The 19,703-nt window shown below is 58.5% G+C and carries 19 protein-coding genes and 1 pseudogene; 6 read left to right on the top strand and 14 right to left on the bottom strand.

All coding sequences use genetic code 11. The features are described 5' to 3' along the window. Positions 1 to 234: 234 nt before the first annotated feature. From V1290_RS10225 to V1290_RS10265, 10 genes are all read right to left on the bottom strand, one after another. Complete coding sequence (locus V1290_RS10225; protein ID WP_334364290.1) at positions 235 to 2,451, bottom strand: 3-hydroxyacyl-CoA dehydrogenase NAD-binding domain-containing protein; 2,217 nt, start codon at positions 2,449 to 2,451, stop codon at positions 235 to 237. Positions 2,452 to 2,571: 120 nt separating this feature from the next. Continuing rightward, positions 2,572 to 3,780, bottom strand: a complete 1,209-nt coding sequence (locus V1290_RS10230) for an acetyl-CoA C-acetyltransferase (protein ID WP_334364291.1) — start codon at positions 3,778 to 3,780, stop codon at positions 2,572 to 2,574. A gap of 391 nt (positions 3,781 to 4,171) precedes the next feature. Continuing rightward, a complete protein-coding gene (locus tag V1290_RS10235; RefSeq protein ID WP_334364292.1) occupies positions 4,172 to 5,374 on the bottom strand; it encodes an ABC transporter substrate-binding protein in 1,203 nt (400 codons plus the stop codon). 74 nt (positions 5,375 to 5,448) lie between these two features. After that, positions 5,449 to 7,032, bottom strand: coding sequence for a class I adenylate-forming enzyme family protein (locus V1290_RS10240; protein WP_334364293.1), 1,584 nt, complete (start codon positions 7,030 to 7,032; stop codon positions 5,449 to 5,451). 61 nt (positions 7,033 to 7,093) lie between these two features. Further along, positions 7,094 to 7,285: a PaaD-like zinc ribbon domain-containing protein gene (locus tag V1290_RS36475; RefSeq protein WP_442894977.1), complete on the bottom strand. Its 192-nt coding sequence runs from the start codon at positions 7,283 to 7,285 to the stop codon at positions 7,094 to 7,096. Beyond that, positions 7,282 to 8,052 carry a Phenylacetic acid catabolic protein gene (locus tag V1290_RS10245; RefSeq protein ID WP_334364294.1) on the bottom strand — a complete coding sequence of 257 codons (771 nt, stop codon included), beginning with the start codon at positions 8,050 to 8,052 and terminating at the stop codon, positions 7,282 to 7,284. The genes V1290_RS36475 and V1290_RS10245 overlap by 4 nt, the downstream gene beginning before the upstream one ends. Then, positions 8,052 to 8,306 (bottom strand): phenylacetic acid degradation b, encoded by a 255-nt coding sequence (locus V1290_RS10250; RefSeq protein WP_334364295.1) that lies wholly within the window; start codon positions 8,304 to 8,306, stop codon positions 8,052 to 8,054. The genes V1290_RS10245 and V1290_RS10250 overlap by 1 nt, the downstream gene beginning before the upstream one ends. A 14-nt stretch (positions 8,307 to 8,320) precedes the next feature. After that, positions 8,321 to 8,632 (bottom strand): metal-sulfur cluster assembly factor, encoded by a 312-nt coding sequence (locus V1290_RS10255; RefSeq protein ID WP_334364296.1) that lies wholly within the window; start codon positions 8,630 to 8,632, stop codon positions 8,321 to 8,323. Further along, positions 8,629 to 9,585, bottom strand: coding sequence for a 1,2-phenylacetyl-CoA epoxidase subunit PaaC (locus tag V1290_RS10260; RefSeq protein WP_334364297.1), 957 nt, complete (start codon positions 9,583 to 9,585; stop codon positions 8,629 to 8,631). The genes V1290_RS10255 and V1290_RS10260 overlap by 4 nt, the downstream gene beginning before the upstream one ends. A gap of 34 nt (positions 9,586 to 9,619) precedes the next feature. Next, positions 9,620 to 10,327 carry a TetR/AcrR family transcriptional regulator gene (locus tag V1290_RS10265; RefSeq protein WP_334364298.1) on the bottom strand — a complete coding sequence of 236 codons (708 nt, stop codon included), beginning with the start codon at positions 10,325 to 10,327 and terminating at the stop codon, positions 9,620 to 9,622. Positions 10,328 to 10,689: 362 nt separating this feature from the next. On the opposite strand from V1290_RS10265, the gene V1290_RS10270 reads away from it, so the two are divergent. The 4 genes and pseudogenes from V1290_RS10270 to V1290_RS10285 all read left to right on the top strand — a co-directional run bounded on the left by V1290_RS10270 (position 10,690) and on the right by V1290_RS10285 (position 13,203). Beyond that, entirely contained in the window at positions 10,690 to 11,289 is a 600-nt protein-coding gene (locus V1290_RS10270) for a 2-hydroxychromene-2-carboxylate isomerase (RefSeq protein WP_334364299.1), read from the top strand. After that, entirely contained in the window at positions 11,286 to 11,993 is a 708-nt protein-coding gene (locus tag V1290_RS10275) for an SDR family NAD(P)-dependent oxidoreductase (protein ID WP_334364300.1), read from the top strand. Before V1290_RS10270 ends, V1290_RS10275 begins: the two co-directional genes overlap by 4 nt. Positions 11,994 to 12,092: 99 nt before the next feature. After that, positions 12,093 to 12,530: pseudogene (locus V1290_RS10280) on the top strand (putative sulfate exporter family transporter); the annotation flags it as partial. Between the two features lie 109 nt (positions 12,531 to 12,639). Then, positions 12,640 to 13,203 (top strand): YeiH family protein, encoded by a 564-nt coding sequence (locus V1290_RS10285; RefSeq protein WP_334364301.1) that lies wholly within the window; start codon positions 12,640 to 12,642, stop codon positions 13,201 to 13,203. 17 nt (positions 13,204 to 13,220) lie between these two features. On the opposite strand, the gene V1290_RS10290 is transcribed toward V1290_RS10285, so the two are convergent. The 3 genes from V1290_RS10290 to grxD all read right to left on the bottom strand — a co-directional run bounded on the left by V1290_RS10290 (position 13,221) and on the right by grxD (position 15,169). Then, on the bottom strand, positions 13,221 to 13,403 hold the full coding sequence (locus V1290_RS10290) for a hypothetical protein (protein WP_334364302.1): 183 nt from the start codon (positions 13,401 to 13,403) through the stop codon (positions 13,221 to 13,223). A gap of 37 nt (positions 13,404 to 13,440) precedes the next feature. Continuing rightward, entirely contained in the window at positions 13,441 to 14,613 is a 1,173-nt protein-coding gene (locus tag V1290_RS10295; RefSeq protein WP_334368982.1) for a saccharopine dehydrogenase family protein, read from the bottom strand. Positions 14,614 to 14,842: 229 nt separating this feature from the next. Next, positions 14,843 to 15,169 carry a Grx4 family monothiol glutaredoxin gene (gene grxD, locus V1290_RS10300; protein WP_334364303.1) on the bottom strand — a complete coding sequence of 109 codons (327 nt, stop codon included), beginning with the start codon at positions 15,167 to 15,169 and terminating at the stop codon, positions 14,843 to 14,845. Positions 15,170 to 15,590: 421 nt separating this feature from the next. Between grxD and V1290_RS10305 the strand changes: the two genes are divergently transcribed. Further along, positions 15,591 to 16,787: an acetyl-CoA C-acyltransferase gene (locus V1290_RS10305; protein ID WP_334364304.1), complete on the top strand. Its 1,197-nt coding sequence runs from the start codon at positions 15,591 to 15,593 to the stop codon at positions 16,785 to 16,787. A gap of 101 nt (positions 16,788 to 16,888) precedes the next feature. Next, positions 16,889 to 18,103 carry a multidrug effflux MFS transporter gene (locus V1290_RS10310; RefSeq protein WP_334364305.1) on the top strand — a complete coding sequence of 405 codons (1,215 nt, stop codon included), beginning with the start codon at positions 16,889 to 16,891 and terminating at the stop codon, positions 18,101 to 18,103. 281 nt (positions 18,104 to 18,384) lie between these two features. On the opposite strand, the gene V1290_RS10315 is transcribed toward V1290_RS10310, so the two are convergent. Beyond that, positions 18,385 to 19,608: an ABC transporter substrate-binding protein gene (locus V1290_RS10315; protein ID WP_334364306.1), complete on the bottom strand. Its 1,224-nt coding sequence runs from the start codon at positions 19,606 to 19,608 to the stop codon at positions 18,385 to 18,387. Between the last annotated feature and the right edge of the window lie 95 nt (positions 19,609 to 19,703).

Raw genomic sequence — 19,703 nt, forward strand, 5'->3', positions numbered from 1 at the left:
TTAGTACTTTACTAATCTCAGGAAAATAGCGATGGCGGAAGCGGCGATCGTGGCCGAGCTGCGGGGCACCCGCTGATGGTCCTCGTTGCGGCCTGGCCCAGAGCCGACGCGGGACAACAGGTAGATTCGGTCAAGTCCATGGAATGGAAATTCCATGGACCGGGCGCCGGAGGGAAAACCGTTTTCGCGGTTGCCCGGCCGCAAGCGGGGAAAGGTCAGGTCGCGGACGCCTCGTTATGCCGCAGCCGCCTTCTTCGGCGGGAAGCGGCCGTAAAACGTCTCGTTCTTAGCGGCCATGTCGATCAAGAGCTTCGGTGGCGTGAACCGCGAACCGTACTTCTTCTCCAGCTTCAGGCACTGTTCGACGAACTTCTTCGTACCCATAAAGTCGATGTAGGACAGCGTGCCGCCGGTGAATGGCGGGAAGCCGAATCCGAGGATCGAGCCGACATCGGCCTCCCGCGGATCGGTGATGACATCATCCTCCACGGTGCGCGCGGCTTCCACCGCCTGAACCACGAGAAACCGCTGCTTCAATTCCTCGACGTCGAGCGTATCCGGATCGAGATGCTTCGGCTGCAGCGTGGTCAGCTCCGGCCATAGCTTCTTCTGCCCCTTGCCTTTCTCGGGATAATCATAAAAGCCCTTGCCGTTCTTGCGGCCGAGACGTCCACGCTTTTCCACCAGTTCGACCAGCAGCTTCTTATGATCCTGATTGATCGCCTGCGCACCGATATCGGCTTCGGTGGCCCTCAAAATCTTCAGCCCCAAATCGAGGGCGGTTTCATCATTGAGCGAGAGCGGCCCGACTGGCATGCCGGCCATCTTCGCGGTGTTCTCGATCATCGCTGGCGGCACGCCTTCCAGCAGCATCTCGTAACCTTCGAAGAGGAAGAGCATCACGCAGCGGTTGGCGAAGAAGCCGCGCGAGTCGTTGACGACTATCGGCGTTTTCTTGATCTGGCGGACGTAGTCGAGCGCGGTGGCCAGCGCCACGTCGCCGGTGTTCTTGCCGACAATGATTTCTGAGAGCATCATCTTCTCGACCGGCGAGAAAAAGTGAATGCCGATGAACTTCGACTGATCCTTCCACTCCTCGGCCAGCGAATTGATCGGCAGCGTTGAGGTGTTGGTCGCAAAGATCGCGCCTTCCTTCAAAAGCGGCTGCGCTTTAGCGTAAGTCTCTGCCTTGACCTTGCGATCCTCGAACACTGCCTCGATCACGAGGTCGCAATCGCTAATCGCATTGTAATCGGCGGTGGCGGTAATGCGCGACAGGATCGCTTCACCGTCGGCCCGTTTCATGCGGCCCTTGGAGACCGCCGCATCGATGTTAGCCTTGGAGTGGCCCTTGCCCTTGTCGGCGGCATCCTGGTCGCGATCGATCAGCACCACGTCAATGCCGGCTTGCGCCGACACGAAACCGACGCTCGCGCCCATGAAGCCCGCGCCGATGACGGCGATCTTCTTGACCTTGATAGGCGGCACATTCGGCGGACGGCGCGCGCCCTTGTTGAGCTCCTGCATCGACATGAAGAGAGAGCGGATCATCGCCGCCGCTTCGTTCGACCGCAGGATCTTCGAGAAGTAGCGCGACTCGACGCGCAACGCCGTATCCATCGGCAACTGCAGGCCTTCATAGACGCATTGCAAGATAGCTCGCGCGCCCGGATAGTTATCGTAAGTCTCGCGGCGCAGCATCGCGGCCGCCGGCTGGAAGAACTGTGCGCCCTCTTTCGAGTAGACCGGACCGCCAGGCAGCTTGAAACCCTTCTCATCCCAGGGCGCGACCGCTTTGCCGCCGACCTTGATCCAGTCTTTAGCTCTCTGAATCAGATCCGCCGCCGGCACCACCTCGCCGATTATACCCCGATCCTGGGCCTTCTTGAGATCGATGGCCTCACCCTTGAACAGCATCTGAACAGCATCCATCGTCGGCATCATGCGCGGCAGCCGCTGCGTGCCGCCGCCGCCGGGGAAAATTCCAACCTTGACCTCAGGCAGGCCAACACGGGTTTTCGGGTTATCGGACGCGATGCGGTAGTGACAGGCAAGCGTCAGCTCGAAACCGCCGCCGAGCGCCGTACCGTTGATCGCAGCAACCCACGGCTTGCCGCCCACCTCGATGTTCCGGAACGATTGGGACAGCTTGCGGGCCTCGTCGAATACATATTTGTTCGCCACTTCCTCGCCTTGCGAACTCAGCATCTCCGCGTAGGTCCGATTCATGCGCTCGAGCATCGTCAAATCCGCGCCCGCGCAGAACGCGTCCTTGCCCGATGTGATGACGACACCTTTGACGGCGGCGTCCGACGTCATCTGCTCGATGATGGCGGCAAGCTCGGCTCCAGACGTCTCATCGATAACGTTCATCGATTTGCCAGGGATATCCCACGTCACCAGTGCGATGCCGTCGGCATCGGTTTCAACATTGAAGTTCTCGTAGGCCATGTGATCGTTCCAATTCCTCGCCGTCCATCCCAATTACCTCGCTGCTCGCGAGGCACTCTAAGGATGGCATGATAAGATTTTTCGCTTGCGTCCCCCTCCCCTTGCGGAGTGCGTTACAACTCAAACCCGTTCGATAATGGTTGCAGTGCCCATGCCGCCACCGATGCACAGCGTGACAAGGGCGGTCGATTTGCCGGTACGCTCCAGTTCGTCGAGCACGGTGCCGAGGATCATCGCGCCGGTCGCGCCGAGCGGATGGCCCATCGCGATCGCGCCGCCGTTGACGTTGATCTTGTCGTTGTCGATCTCGAACGCCTGGATGTAGCGCAGGACCACCGAGGCGAATGCCTCGTTAAGTTCGAATAGATCGATATCCTTGAGCTTCATGCCGGAACGCTCCAGCACTTTCCTTGTGACGTCGACCGGACCTGTCAGCATCATTGCAGGCTCGGAACCGATGTTGGCGAAAGCCCGGATCTTCGCACGCGGCTTGAGGCCGCGCTTCTTTCCGGCTTTCGCACTGCCGACCAGAACAGCGCTCGCCCCGTCGACAATGCCCGACGAGTTTCCGGCGTGGTGGACGTAGTTCACGGCCTCGATTTCAGGATGTGACTGCACGGCCACCGCATCGAAGCCACCCATCGCGCCCATGGCAGCGAACGATGGCTGCAACTGCCCGAGCGACTGCATCGTTGTCGAAGGACGCATATGCTCGTCCTTGTCGAGAATGGTGATGCCGTTGATGTCCTTCACCGGAATCACGGAATTCTTGAAGCGGCCTTCGTCCCAGGCCTTGGCGGCGCGCTGCTGGCTCTGCACGGCGTATGCGTCGACGTCCTCGCGCGAAAAGCCATACTTCGTTGCGATCAAGTCCGCCGCCACGCCCTGCGGCATCGAATAAGTCGGTACCGCCATGGACGGATCCATCGGCCACGCGGCACCAGATGACAAGATGCCGACACGGCTCATGGATTCCGCACCCCCGCCGATGGTGAATTCGTGCTGCCCGGACATGACCTGCGCAGCGGCGAAATTCACGGCATCGAGACCAGATGCGCAGAAGCGATTGATCTGAATACCGGGTACGGACGTATCGAAGCCGGCATTCAGGGCAGCAAAGCGTGTTATATCGCCACCAGCCTCCCCAACGGGATCGACTACGCCGAACACCACATCGTCGATGCCGTTAGCTGCAAGGTTGTTGCGCTCTTTCAGCGCCTTCAGCGGCGCGCTCGCAAGCGCGAGCGCTGTCACTTCGTGCAGCGAGCCGTCGGCCTTGCCGCGCCCGCGCGGCGTGCGCACGTGATCGTAGATAAATGCATCAGCCATTTGGTGTCTCCTTCGATCGCTCCCAGAACATTCGGCATTAGCCATATCGTGGGACGTGAGCCGGTTCTTCCCACGCCACTTCTTTGATGCATGCGGCCGACGTAGACTCTTCGTTGCTCATCAGTTCCAAGTGGACGCGCTTCAAACCCGATACGGTTCATCTCAATTACATTTGTCTAGCGACTATGAATTTACAAGTCTGTTGTGAAACGATTTCAGTTGAGAGGTCCAGCAGTACAATTGGACAAGCGATGCAGCTGGTTTGCGCGTCGGCGTTCAGCGGTACGCTTCGGCTTTGCGCTGGCCCATTCCGGCTATGCTCGGCGCGCAGTTGTGCCAGGAGGCGCCACTGTATTGCACCCGTTGGCTAAACCCGGCTTTCCGTCCCTGCTCACTCCGAGGAGGCATCGAGCACCGCGCTGAAAAGGTCCCAACGCGTGCCGGTCCAGCGCTGTAGCCTCATTTGCGTGTAGTTCATGTTGATCTTGTCGCTGGTATTGATGCTGACGCCAGGCAGCAGCGTTGGCAGTGCCACGTTCTTCAGGCTCTTCGCCTGCTTGATGATGTTCTCGCGGGAGAGATCGTTCCCGCACTGTTTGATCAGATGTTCGAGCAGCATGGCTTGCGTATAACCGAACAGGATATTGGTGTCGGCGATATCGACGCCGGGCATGTACTTGTCGATGAAGGTCCGATAGCTCTTCATCCCCTCGGTATTGGTCCACTGCGTGTCGGTCGGATCCATCATGTTCGTGCCGACCATCACCCCGATCGCCCTTTCAAGGCCTGCCGGCCTCAGGGTCGCGCCAACCGAAAACGACGGGTAGTTCAGCAAGATCGCCGGCTTCCAGCCAATCTCGGCAGCCCTGCGAATGGCTTGCGCCGCGAATTTTGGCGTTCCCGCCAGCAGCAGGGCCTCGGCCCCTGAACTCTTCAAGTTCACGATGTGAGAATCCACTGTCGGATCGCTGATCTCATAGGAGATGGCGGTGACCTTCTTGTCGAAATCGCCTTTAAGCATCGCCTTGAAGGCGTTGACGTAATCTTTGCCGAGATCATCGTTCTGATAGAGGATGGCATACTTGGCATTTGGCAGCGTCTTGGTCAGGAATTTGGCGTAGATCTTTCCCTCGGTATCGAAACTGACCAGGCTGGTCGTCGTCAGCGGAAAATCCGCCACATTCGTGAACTTGTTCGACCCGCTGGCGATAGCTATGGTCGGCACGCGTTTCGACATCAGATACTTTGCCACCGCCGTGTTGCCCGGGGTACCAAGCTGACCAAAGATGAAGGCGACCTCATCACCTTCGACGAGCTTGCGCACCTGCTCCACGGTCTTGGGCGGACTGTAAGCATCGTCGTAGGCAATGTAGTTTATTTTCCGGCCGTTTATTCCGCCGCGGTCGTTGACCGACTGGACATAAGCAAGAATGGCTTGACCGATGACTCCGTACGGCGAGGCAGGTCCGCTGAAAGGAAAGACTCCCCCAACCTTGATCTCAGACGGCGTCACCCCCGGAGCATCAGCGGCATACGCGGTTGACCCCAGCGCCAACAGCATCAGTGCGAAAGCAGGCTTGACAACTTTGAACATGGCGTCATTCCCCTGAAGTGAAACTACCTTTCTTCTGAAACCTCGCGCTGGTGCATGCGGGCCGACAAGCTTGACTAGGAAGCGCGAAGTGCCCGCCTCGACAACTCAAGCCGCTCGCGAACCATCGCTCGAACCAGGTCCTTACGTACCTTGCCGAAGCTGTTGCGGGGCAGCGTCTCGAGGCAGATGACTTCACGCGGCCGCTTGTAGCTCGCCAGCGAGGAGCAGCTTTTTACGATCTCATCAAGGTTGACGACGGCATCCGTAGCCGTGACGATCGCGGCAACAACAATCTCGCCCCACTTTTCGTCGGGGGCCCCGACAACCGCGACTTCCCGGATCGAGGGATGGTCGATCAATACCAACTCAACCTCGGCGCAATAAATGTTCTCGCCGCCGGAAATTATCATGTCCTTCTTGCGGTCCTTGATCGCAAGGTATCCGTCAGTGTCGATAACGCCAACGTCACCGCTTCGATACCAGGCAGTTCCGTTCAAACTGATGATCGCTTCGCGCGTCGCCTGCTCATCATTCAAATAATGAGAGAACCCCGTCGGTCCGCTGATAAGAATTTCCCCTACTTCACCATTCGGAAGAATCCCGCGCTTCTCATCATGAATGACTATCTGCGTACCCGGCGCTGGCAGCCCGGCAGTGCCGGGCTTCTTGGTCAGCATCGCTGGCGGGCATTTTGAAACGAACAACATCTCCGTAATGCCGTAGGCGTTTGTCACCCCATTTGGCAGCTTGAATCGTTCCTGGATGCGTTCCGCAAGCACCGGCGGCAGAGGCGCCGAAGCAGAGATCCAGTGCGTGAGGTGTGGTAAGGTCTTGTTCTCGACGGATTGCTCATGGACAAGCTGCCAGGCCATCGTGGGAACGATGAAAGCGAGCTGGATCCTGTACTTCTCCAAGCTCTCCAAGGTTTGAGCCGCGTCGAACCTCTTGAACAGAAAATTTGTTCCACCGCACATGACAACCGGCAATGCAAAGTTTTCCATCGCTCCGCGATGAAAGAGAGGAGCGACCGCCAGCGATCTCACTTCTTCGGGGAAGCCGCATGTAATGGCGGAGAGCATCGCGGAGGCAACCGCAGATCGATGCTTTACCACTGCACCCTTTGGTCGACCTGTCGTGCCCGAGGTGAACCAGATGCCGCTATCGGCGTCGGCGCTAACGGTCGGGAACTGTAGGATGTCATCAGCATCGCCACGCAACGCGTCGGTGAAAGCAAGCAGGCCAGGCCGAGCCTCTGCCCCGGCCACGATTTGAAGGATCGAGAGGTTGGAGATCGAAATCGCTTTCGATGCCAGCTCGGCGAGATCCCGGTCGACGACGATCGCTTTGCACTCCGCCGCTGCAAGCTGATACGACAGTTCCTCGGGAGTCAGACGGAAGTTCAGAGAAACGGTCAGCGCACCGAGCCGCGCGATCGCGAAGTAGGATAGAAGTAGCTCGCGCTGATTCCAGAGCAAATAAGCCACTCTGTCGCCCGCTGTGATTCCGCGCCTCTGCAGGCCGGCAGCAAGACGATCCACGGTCGCGTCAAATTCGAAATAGCTCAGGGAGCCGACCTCATCGACAATCGCGATCCTTTGTGGCAACGCACGCGACGTCGTGCGAAGAATGTCGGACACGGAAATAGCTCGATCGAGCACGACGACCCTCCCTGTCTGTTCGGTTCATGGCAGCTCGTGCTGCTCTTGGATTTTTTAGCTTTCATTCAGGTGGCCGCTCTGGCTGCCACTTCACCCAGTGAAAGAATGACTTGCATTTCAGGCATCGGAACAACACTTCCGAAACGCTGCCGCCGAATGGCGATTCGATCTCGACCGCACTACTCTCACAGTGCGGGCAAATGACCTTGCTAACATCGAGCGGCAACTCGAAGCTTGGCTCGCCCCGGTTCACGGAAGCGCCAGTTCGCGATTCTTGAAACGAATTTTCTCAAACAGATTCTCCGGGATTCCCGGGTTGCCATTGCGGCGGATGGACCGATGCCACGACTTTGCAGGGCTCGCAATTCCGTCCGGAACATCGAAGGTTGCGCTGACCGCTTCGAGGAAGCGATCGCGGAGGTCTGAGTCCGGCCTATCCCGATAGCCGCCCGAGTAAACTATATCAGGCTGGTCCGCGTCGCCCCACCAATCCAAAGCATCGACCAGGCGGCGACGCGCGTCTTCATCAACCGTGGACGCCGGATCTTTGCGTAGCGCCTTGATCCAACCCACGGAATAGCTGAGATGGAAGCGCGATTCCTTCAGTATCTTGTCAGCGAGACGTGCCAAGGTTCTGTCGGCCAGGATCGTTCTGTAGGCGCTCAGTTGCGTGGAAATGGCCTGCTCGGCCATGAATATCGCCGCGATAAAGTCGGACCACGACTGCGGCGGCCGATCGAGCAGCTTCGGCGAGCGAATGTCCTTCGCACCACGCGTCCACTCCATCTCCTCGCGCGTGACGCCGAAACGACCCAGATGCTGATAAAGCGCGCGGGCATGCCCATACTGCCCCTGCATCATCGCGCAAATGGAGGTGAAGTCCGCGATGGAGCGGCCGTTCTGCAACACCAACATATACCAGCCAGCGAGCACCAGTTTGGCATCTGCAATGCAATACAACTCGTCCCGCAGGCACCGGTCGGTTTCCGAGAGGTTTCCGATTAAATTGACGTCGGCCATCACACCACCTTCACCTTTGATTTGCTGCCGCGTTCGGTAATCGTAACGATTGCCGACAGCGGAACGATGCACATCTCCCGCCAGGTATGGTGGTCGTAGACAAACCAGGCGCGCGCCTCCGCCAGTTCTTCGTTGGGGGCTTCGACCGAACCGATATGAGTGAGCGGTTCTGCGGAATCTCGGCGCGCAAATACCTCGTAGAATTCGGGCTTGTCTCCGCCCAACTCCAATCGTCTGTCGATAACCTTTTTCATCATCGCACCTCTAACTAAACCTGTATTCCAAAGCGGCGCATCAGCTGTCGTGCATTGGACTCAATGGATTGAGTGGTCCAATCGTGATGCCAGCCTTCGAGAACGTTGACCTCGCTGACCCCTTCCAGGCCGCCCACGGCGTCCTTAACCGATTGTTTCAACATCGAGACGCCAGGACAGGCCAGGCACGGAATTGCGAGTTCGACATCGACCACGCCGGTTTCCGATATCGTGACTCCCCGCAACATTCCCATACTCTCGATGCTGACCGGTATATGCGGGTCATTCACCGCGAGGAGCGCCTCCCGGACCGCCTGCTCAGTCACCACAGGTCTTGCCCCCACAGCTCTGTCTGCATCCGGCTCAGGCCCGGCAGCTTCAATGGGCCGCCCTTCTTCCACTGCGCCAACTTTTCGGGCCACGTTACCGTACGAAAATCCCACTTCATGGTTTCCATATTCAGCAGGATCGGCATTTGATAATCGAGGACGTAAATGCCTTTTTCGTTATCGAAGTGAGCCGGCACCTTCAAACCAACCTGCTCGCAGAAGGGAACGAGGCGTTGCAGCCAAATCTGCCTGAGCTGATCGTTGCTGCTGCCGCGTATCTTATAATGGAGTTGGTCGGTCCTTGACTTGACATCGTCCGTGGCGCCGAACCACTCGGCACCCAGGGGAAACCAGAAATCCATGCGTTCCTGGACACGCTTCCGTATCTCGGGGCCCTGCTGCATGTAGTGGCGGACCATGTACTCGCCGCGCTTGACGTGAAAGTTTTCTTCGAAGTTCACCTTCCGCAGCGATCGGCTGTACGGACCGAACGAACAATTTTCCTCGAGATCGCACGTCGTGATATATCCCGCCTGATCGCCGACAAGGTGGCCTAGCCCCACATCGATCGGACTCAAGTTGCCAAACTCAAGCAGGAAGAAAGTCTTGAAATTTTTGGGATCGCGCTCGAACACCTGGTGATAGGAGTCGAAGCCGAAATCCTCGAGCATCCGGAACATAACCTGGGCATGGCCCATCTCGTCCTGCAGTGCAGACGCGATGGCAATTCGATCGTTGATACCGGGTGCAAACGCTATTGCATCGAAGTCGAGAGGCAACGTCATGATTTCGAGATCGGCGGCGATCGCCATGGTCGCGACCAGCACGTCACGATAGCGGGGCGTCATCTCGCTGATATCTTCTAGCGTGGCGCCAGCCTTAACTCGGGTCTGCAGGGCGATCTCAGTTGCCTCTTCCGTGATTTCACGCGCTAACGCTGCTTGAGCCACGATGCAAACCTCCGTCGTTACAATTGCTGACTGGTTATTCGTAGTCCTGAAGATTACCGCGCAAGACATCGATAACGGAGGGACCGTCCGCGACATCAATGTCTCGTGGCGCCCCCGATGCGTGTTGGAGACCGGAAAGCACGACCGCCTGCAGCGCACGAGTGAGACGGTGAACGTGAACGCGGAGATTCTGGCGGAGGCACTCAAGCATCATACCGTCGGCGGCCGCGATCAGGAGCCGGGCCATATCAGCACTGCTCAAATCGGAGCGGAACGCTCCGGAAGCCTGCCCAAGCTCCAGAACCTTCCGGATTTCTTCTGCGACGCGGTTATAGCCAGCACTTACTCTGCGCGCCGCCTCGGATTCGGTCCCGGCAAGCTCGATTGAGACGACGATCGGCAGCAGCATCGAGCCCGGATGTTCAAGGGCGATCTTGCCAGTCCTTTCCAGGAGTCCCGTCATGCGCTCGACCGGAGAGCGGCTGTCGTCCCTCAACAGCTGGACGTAGGGAATCAGAACGTTGGCCCGCACCCGGTTGAGCAACTCAAGGAGAACCCCCTCCTTGGTGCCATAATAGAAATACACGCTACCCTTGGTCAGGCCAGCGAGCTCTCCGATTCTCTCGGTCGTTGTGCCGGTGTAGCCCTGAGTGACGAAGAGAAATTCGGCAGCAGCCAACACTGCCGCCATGCTCAACTCGCGATGTTCAGAATTTGTCAGTCGCTTCTTGCGCTTTTTCATGCGCTCGAAAGTATTATCAGTCGACTCGCAAGGTAAAGCCTCGTGCAATCCCAATGCACCGCTAGACGCACAATCGCTCCTTTCTCCAGAGCCATGGTTCGCGTCGCCAACCCCTGACAATCCGGCTGAAATACTCATGCTCATGGCCCAGCGAAGTCTTGTTCGACGCGGCTATCAGTTGACATTGATAGTCATCTACATTTAACTTACTTACCGGTCAATAACTTTCTTATGAGTCAAAAGGGAAGCCGATTTTTGTATTGGAAACCAATTAGATACAAGAAAGTAAAAGCGCAGCTCGGAAGCCTTTCGACACGATATCGAGCGATCGCGAGCGATCGGAAAGCGAAAAAGGACCAAAGATGACTAGGCAGATTGAATTCTATTTCGACTTCGGTAGCCCCTACAGCTACCTCGCACAGACGCAGCTCAAGAAGCTGGCGGCAGACACGCAGGCCACCATCGTCTACATGCCGATAAACGTGTTGGATTTGATGAAGGCAACCGGCAACACCCCGACGACGATCGAGTGCAAGTCGAAGAGGAAATACGCGAAGAGCGATCTGCAACGTTGGGTCAAAAAGTACGGCGTCGGTTGGGAGCCCAACCAAAACTTCCGGCACATAGACCTCAACTTCCTGCTTCGCGGGGCCATCGCCGCGATCAAGCTCGGGGTGGGTGCCGATTTCGTATCGAAGGTGTTCACTGGCCTCTACGCTCAGGTGCTCGATCTTGGCGACGTCGAAATCCTCAGGGATTTTCTGAAGAAGAACGAGCTTCCTGCGGACGACATCATTGAGCTGATGGCTCGGCAAGATATTTTCGATGAACTGAAGGCCCGCAACAAGGCCGCCGAAGAAGCCGGCCTGTTTGGTACGCCCACGTTTCGGATTGGAGAGGAAATTTATTTCGGAAACGATCGGCTCCCATTCGTCGAAGCCGCAGCAAAAGCGCAGGCATGATCATGACAAAGCCAGTTTGTGTTATTACCGGCGTTGGTCCGGGCACGGGCAGCGCACTCGCACGCCGCTTCTCTCGCGGCGACTATCACGTTGCCCTCCTCGCGCGTTCGGAGAAGCGCATTCCGAAGCTGCAAGCTGAGCTGCCGGACGCCTCCGCCCATATCTGCGATGTCACGCAGGAGGACCAGGTCAGCGAAACCGTCGCCAAAATCACACGCGATCACGGCGCGCCCGAGATCGCCATCCACAATGCTGTGGGCGGAACGTTTGGAAATTTCCTGGAAGTGGATCCCGCGGCTCTTGAAACGAACTTCAAAGTCAACGCGATGGGGCTGCTTTATCTTGCCAAAGCGGTCGCTCCTGCGATGATCAAGGCGCAAAAAGGTGCCATCGTCGCGACAGGCAATACCTCAGCCTATCGCGGAGTCGAGAGCTACGCCGCGTTCGCGCCGACGAAGGCAGCGGAACGCATCCTTGCCGAATCGATGGCGCGACATCTAGGCCCAAAGGGCGTCCATGTCGCCTTTCTGATGATCGACGCAGTCATCAACGTGCCATGGGCTCGCAAGATGTTTCATGACAAGCCGGAAGAGTTTTTTGCTCAGCCGGCAACGATTGCCGATGAAATCTGGCACATCGCGCATCAACCGCGGTCGGCATGGTCTTTCAACTACGAGCTTCGCCCCTACGCGGAGAAGTGGTGAGGTTGCCCGGATCATCGGATCCTCGACCTGCCCCAAGCCAAGCCAACTGGGCCGCCACGCTATCCTGGCGGGTGGCCCCGATTCTCCAAAATTTTCGTCATGCATCCAAACAAGGGGCCGCTTTTGCTGGACACAAGGCGCACGAATGATTTGGGGAAGCCGCGCGAAGCCGGCGATCAAATCTCGGCCATCAAGTCATGGGCCGATCGCACCGCCGTTCTGGCGCCAGGCTTGATTGCCGCCTCCCTGATTGCAGTCCTGGCTGGCTTCTTGCGAACCTTATCGCTCCTGTCCGTCATCAGTCCGATGATGTTGGCAATGCTGATCGGGATGACCCTCACCAATGTCGCGGGTCAGGCGGGCTGGATGAACGACGGCATTCTCTTCAGCCAGCGACGATTACTCCGGCTCGCCATCGTCCTGCTCGGCCTTCAGCTCACCTTTGCCGAGGTCGCGACGTTGGGTGCGATGGGTGTGGTCATTCTGGCCGCAGTGCTGGCGTTCACCTTCGTCTTCACGGTGCACGCCGGACGATTGTTGCGCGTGGAGGAAAAACTCGCCAAGCTCATAGCCGCCGGAACCTCTGTGTGCGGCGCGGTCCGCGGTAGTCGCAGCGAACGCTGTTGTGGGCGGAAAGGAAGAGGACGTGACCTATGCTGTTGCATGCGTCACCATCTTCGGCACCATCGCCATGTTCCTTTTTCCGTTTCTGCCCGGGCTTCTGCATCTGAATGCCGGCCAGTTCGGACTTTGGACCGGCTCTTCCGTTCACGAAATTGCCCAGGTAGTTGCAGCGTCGTTTCAACACGGGCAGGTCGCGGGCGAGATGGGCACGATCGCAAAACTGTCGCGCGTCATGATGCTCGCCCCGCTGGTGCTTGCGATGGATCTGCTGTCCCCAAGACATGCGCGTGGCGGGACGGGCCAAGAAGCGGCAGAAGCGTCAAGGCGCGCGCCTGCGGTACCCTGGTTTGTCCTCGGCTTCATCGCCGCTACCTGCATCAACAGCATCGTCACCATCCCCGTGGGACTGAAATCGAATCTAATGTGGCTGACGATCTTCCTGCTGACGGTCGCGCTTGCCGCAATGGGAATGCATACCGACTTGACGAAACTGCGAAGAAGAGGCTTTCGCCCTGCCCTCCTGGCTGCTCTTGCCTCCCTGTTTATCGGCATCTTTAGCCTGGCCTGCATCAAGCTGCTCGATTGAGGACTTCCGGCGACGCGTCACAGCGCAAGCCAAAGAACAACTTGCAGGACGACTGCACAAGGCAGCCCCAACGTCAGCGCGAGGAGCTGACCTTCTCTTACTTCATCGGCGTTCAGATCGGGAAGGAGTTCGGCAGCGAGCAGCAGCGTCAGACCACATTCCATGAGAACCCCGATTCTGCCGGCCGGCATACGCTTCATTCTCTGGCTAAAAAATCACCCCGCAACTCGAGCTGTTTCAGCCCTCGACTTTGAAGGTGAGCCCGGCGTTCCGAACGAGCCGGGATATCAGCTTCTCGCCCATCGCCGCGCCAGGCGTCCAAATGCCGGCAGCAACGTCACTTGCGTCCTGCAAAAGGCAGAGCGCGCATTCCGTGATCATCTTCGACGTCGATCCATAGCCGGGATCCTTGTCGCCGCGAACCGCGACGGAAATCCTGCCGTGGTCCTTGCTGCGCCCGATGAACAGGATGTCGTAAGAACCGGCCTCGCGCTCGGCCCTGGATGGCCCCTCGCCCGGCTTCGGACTGCTTTCATCGCCAAACGATCTGTTTTCTTCCACAATCCTGGCGGCCGTAACCTCGCCCTGCTTGCCGGCCCCTGCTACGATCATCTCGTCGTAGACGAAGCCGGTCCCGTAGGGATGCCCCATCAGCGCGTTGGATCGATGGATATTGCGCGTGTTGATCGGCGACATGATGAAGGGGGCCACCCAGGCGCCGAGATCCTCGTCGAACTCAATCTTCATTCCATGCGGCTGCTTTGGGCCGGCAAAACCGGGCGTCAGCAAGAACGGGTCCTTGAGCTGGGCGAGCACCTGCGGATTGCTCGTAGCCGCGGCCATCGTCGCCCGCGAACTGGCCGCAGTTCCGCCCGAGAAAGTGCCTTTCATCACACGGACGCGGCCCTTCACGTGGTCAGCCGCTTCTCCCCATGCTTTCTTCGCGGCGCTCTGCAGGAAGAACACGCCAAGCTCGAATGGCACAGAATCGAAGCCGCACGAGAAAACGATGCGCGCCCCACTCGATCGGGCGTCGTTCTCATGGGCGTCGATCATGTTCCTCATCCAGACCGTCTCGCCGCTCAAGTCGAGATAGTCCGTACCCGCACGGGCGCACGCCGCCACCAGTTCCGATCCGTAAAGCTGGAACGGACCCACTGTCGAAATGACGGCGCGCGTCGTCCGGACCAACGCCTGCAAGGAAGTTCGATCGTCTGAGTCAGCCTTGATCAGCAAGGTATTGTCGGGCGCGCCCACCCTGTCGCGGACGGCCGCGAGCTTGTCGAGATCGCGGCCCGCCATTCCCCATTTGATTTTGTTTCCGTAGTTCGTGGCGATATATTCTGCCACGAGCTGCCCGGTAAAGCCGGTCGCACCAAACACAACCAGATCGCACTCTCTATCACGCACCATGTTTAGATCCCGTCAGTCACAAGCAAGACTGGGCTGCCGAAGGATGATCGCCAACTTGGATATCTATCATTTCATCTCGCCGCGCATTTCGTATCCAATGATGCGAGATACGAGTAGGGACGGCGGAAATCGAAATACAAATCGATTGTAGCCATGCAAGCTCCCTTCATCATCTACAGCGGGCAGACGGCAGCAGGGATTTCGATAGGGCGGCGACAGCGCCCGCTCAGGATTGCATAGCTTCCGGCTGTTTCAGAAGAAGCTGCTGCAATTCCCCTGAGCGGAACATCTCCGTCACGATGTCACAGCCGCCCACGAATTCGCCGCGCACGTACAGCTGCGGGATGGTCGGCCAATCCGAGTAATGCTTGATGCCTTGCCGCAGTTCTTCGGACTCGTAAATGTCGTGCGCTTTGAAGGGTACGCCGAGATGGTCGAGTATTCGGACCACCTGCGCCGAGAATCCGCAAGCCGGCGCGGCCGGCGTGCCTTTCATGAATAGGAGAACATCGTTGGCATTCACTTCGCTGCGGATGAAATCAGCAACACTCATAATCTTTCTCTCCATCTGATCGCGAGAGCTTACCTTCACTTACCACTCAACCCAACAATATTAAAGTTCATTTTTAGCACTTATGAAGTCACGCAAGCCCAATCTCTCCCGACGGAAACAGCTTACTGTCAATACGCTGCTCTGTCGTTCTCATGAAAAGGGCCAGCTGCATTGCAGCTGGCCTAAGTCCAAGTTGAGCGGTAGCGATACCGCTTGCCTCGGGGAGATTTCTCATTCGCAACCAAACGACTAATTTCCAAAATTGTCAATTCTAAAATAGAATTTACTGGCGTTAGTTCAGGCTGGCTGTAGCTCGGGAAGGCGCCTTCTTCTTGGGTGGAACCATCACCACTGCATTGCATTCCAGTCCCATAGATGATTATCGTCATACAATAGTCGCGACCAAACAGGAGAACCCGTCATGGCCGCTGCCAACGATCCCGTCGTCATCCTTTCCGCCGCCCGCACGCCGCTCGGCCGGTTCATGGGCGAACTGTCCCCCTTCAGCGCTCACAAGCTGGGTTCGCATGTGATCGGCGCTGCATTGGAGAGAGCGAACCTTGCGCCGGAGCGGATCGATGAGGTGTTCATGGGCAACGTGCTGCCGGCCGGACAGGGTCAGGCGCCGGCGCGGCAGGCCGCACGCGGCGCCAAACTGCCTGACGCCACCGGCGCCACCACTATCAACAAGGTCTGCGGTTCCGGCATGAAGGCCACCATGCTGGCTCACGACATCATTCATGCGGGCTCCGCCAGCATCGTGATATCCGGCGGCATGGAGAGCATGAGCAACGCCCCCTATCTGCTCGCCAAGGCGCGCGGCGGCTATCGCGCCGGCCACGACCGGATCATCGATCACATGCTGATGGACGGGCTGGAAGACGCCTACGAAACCGGCCGTTCAATGGGCGACTTCGGCGAGGCCACCGCGGAGGCCTATCAGTTCACTCGCAACGACCAGGATGCCTATGCGATGGAGACGTTGACCCGCGCACGCAAGGCGGTCGAAGGCGGTGCATTCCAGGCCGAAATCGTGCCAATCACACTGGGCGAGAAAGCCGGGCCGCGAGTCATCGCCAACGACGAACATCCGCTTAAGGTCGACCCGGCCAAGATCCCCGGCCTTAAACCCGCGTTCCGCGCCAACGGCACCATCACGCCGGCCGCTTCCTCGGCAAACGCCGACGGTGCCGCGGCGCTCATTCTGGCTAAACGCTCGCTCACCGATCGCGACGGCCTGCCGGTGCTCGCCGAAATCAAGGGCCATGCCACCCATAGCCAGGAGCCGCAATGGTTCACCACGGCACCGATCCCGGCGATCCGGAAGCTGCTCGACAAGGTCGGCTGGAGCGTCGCGGACGTCGACCTGTTCGAGATCAACGAAGCCTTTGCGGTGGTGGCAATGGCCGCGCAGAAGGATCTCGGCATTCCCCGCGAAAAGCTGAACATGAACGGCGGCGCCTGCGCGCTCGGCCACCCGATCGGCGCCACCGGCGCGCGCCTCATCGTGACGCTGCTGCACGCGCTCGAAGCGCAAAATCTGAAGCGCGGCGTGGCGGCGCTCTGCATCGGCGGTGGTGAGGCCACCGCCATCGCGGTCGAGCGCCTTGTCCGCTGAGGGCGACCAGGCGGAACATCCTCGGCGAGCGGCACGAGTGGTGTCGCCCGACGTCTTGTAGCGCACCCAGAAGCTGGTAGCTCAACGTGACGAAAGTTCTCATGGCCGACCAGAGCGAAGCGGTCGCGACTGCACCGCCACGCGCCCCCGTTTCCGGCGCCTTGCAGATCGCAGTACTTGCCGCTCTGGCGTCAATGGGAACACTCTCGACCAACATCCTGCTACCGTCGCTGCCACAAATGGCGGCATCGTTGAATGTCACAAGCGCGGCAGTCACGTCCGCCATCACAGTTTATCTTGCGGCGTTCGCATTCGGTCAGCTCCTGGTCGGACCGCTTTCAGATCGCTACGGAAGGCGCTGGCCAGTTTTGGTCGGCTTTGCGGTGTTTTTCGCAGGCAGCGTCTGGTGCGGCTTGGCAAGCGACCTGCCGAATCTTCTGATCGGCCGCGTCTTGCAAGCTTCGGGCGCTTGCGCGACATCGGTACTATCGCGTGCCATCGCCCGCGACTTGTTCAGTGGCGCGGCGCTGGCACGCACGATGGCGCTCATCATGATTGCGATGTCGGTCGCTCCTGGCTTCTCACCGCTGCTTGGCGGCGCGCTCGATCACATCTTTGGTTGGCGCTCCGAGTTCGCCCTCGTCGCCATTTTTGCGGTGATTGGTGCCATTGCCCATGGCATCGTGCTTGGCGAAACCCACAACTCGATCCGAATTCCGCTCGATCCGGTCGCCATCACCAGAACCTATCTCAGTCTGATCGGCGATCGCCGTTTCGCGGTCCCCGCAGCAACCGTCAGCCTGACCATAGGCGGCTTGTTCTCGACGTTTTCGGCTGCTCCCCGCTTATTCATCGAAGCACTTCAATTCACCCCGATCCAGCTCGGTCTGTTCTTCGCCGGCACCGTCCTGATCGTATTCGTTGCCGGCATGATGGCGACGAAATTTGCATCACGCTACGGTCTCGAACTCTCGATCCGCGCCGGTTTGTTGACAACGGCCACGGGCAGCGTGGCGATCTTGCTCGTCTCGCTGTTCAGCCCAACTTTCTTGCCATTTCTGTGCGCGATGTGCGTGTTCCTCTTTGGTATGGCCATTGTCAGTCCGCTCGGCACCGCGCAGGCGCTCTCTCCGTTCGGCGAGAAAGCCGGCGCGGCTTCAGCGCTGCTCGGTTTCTGGCAAATGATGAACGCCGCGGCCGGCGTATGGTTGGCCGCTACCCTGTCGCATGAAGCAATGTTTGCGCTAGGCGCGGTGTTGACGATCTTTTCGCTGGCTGCTCTTGGCCTGTACGCGCTGAAGCCGCATCTTGACTAGCTCGGGACAGGGAACAAGCGGCCATCAGAGCGGCTGGAGCGGCACGCGTGCTGCCTTCGGAAGGAAGATGCGGTCGTATTTCGACCTTGATCAGCTTCGAGTCGGGTAGCGGACGCTGTTGTTCTGCCCCTTCCTTCGGGATGGCCCGCCCTGAAGGCGCATCTGACGTAACGCTTGAACAAGAGCGTGCGAGCGCGGCGTTGAAGGGAGCCGGTCGAGGAGCCTGCAGAGGGAAGGCCTGTACGGTGCAAAGGTCTTCGTTGTCTGAACAGAAGAGCGAGTCAGCTGCGTTCGGAGCTGAGGAGCGGCCCGAACAGTTCCCAGCTGCCACCCTGGAATCGCTGCATCTGAAGCTGTTTGATCAAGTTGTAGTCGGTCGGGCTGCTTTTAAGGCGGATGCCGGGAAGTAACGGTCCGACCTCGATATCGAGACTGGTCGCCTGCTTGAGCACGTTCTCGCGGGTGAGATTGTCGCCGCACTTTTTGAGTACTTCGACCATGGTTTTTCCGACGGCGTAGCCGTACACCGTGAAGCCGTCGCCTTTGTCGCCCTCAGGAAAATACTTGTCCATGAAGCCCGACCACTCGTTCATGCCGGGGTCGTTCTTCCACTTCGGATCGTTTGCGTCTTTGAGATAAACGGCACTCAACACACCCAGAGCGTTTTCGAAGCCGGCCGGCTTCATCACGCTGTTCACCGACGACGAAACGTTGCTAACGATGTGAACGGGTCTCCATCCCACCTCGGCGACTTTCCTGATGCTCTGCGCCGCAAATTTCGGCGTTGCGATCGTCAGCAGAACATCGGCATTCGCGGATTTGATCTGAACGATCTGGGAATCGACCGTCGGCGCGGTCACCTCGAATGGAGCCTCCGATACGATCATCGAGGCCTTGGCCCCCAGACCGTCGCGCAAGCCGATGAGGTAGTCTTTGCCGAAGTCATCGTTCTGATAAAGAATGCCGATCTTCGCGTTCGGATGGTTCTTCATGATGTATTGCGCGTAGATGCGGGCTTCGTTCTGGTAGTTGGGAATGAAGGCAATCGTCCAGGGAAAGTTCTGCGGATCAACCCACTTCGAAGCGCCCGTCGCGAGGAAGAGGTGCGGGATCTTCTTCGTGTTGACGTACTTGTGGATCGCGGAGTTGCCCGGCGTTCCGAGTATGCCAAACAGCAACAGCACTTCGTCGTTCTCGACGAGCTTGCGCGTCTGCTCGACGGTTTTCGGTGGACTGTAGCCGTCGTCGTAGCTGATGAAGTTGACTTTGCGGCCGTTGATGCCGCCCTGTTCGTTTACCATTTTGAAATATGCGGAGAACGTCTTGCCGATCACGGAGTAGGCGGACGCCGGTCCGCTGTATGGCATGATGTTGCCGATTTTGATTTCGGTATCGCTCGCGCCAGCGTCATAAGCCTTCTGGGCGATCGCGCCGGTCGCGGTCGCTGCGCCGAGCAGACTGACGGCCAGTAACGAACCCGCAGCCTTCAAGAGGCGATAGTCCATTGGTGTCCCTCCCTAGGGGCAGATGTCGATGTTCGCCTGGCCTTTTATTTTGTGGCTCGTGACGGAGGTCAGTTCCAATATGGTCACCGTAACCC

Origin of the sequence: Bradyrhizobium sp. AZCC 1578, assembly GCF_036924675.1 — a bacterium.
GTDB lineage: Bacteria > Pseudomonadota > Alphaproteobacteria > Rhizobiales > Xanthobacteraceae > Bradyrhizobium.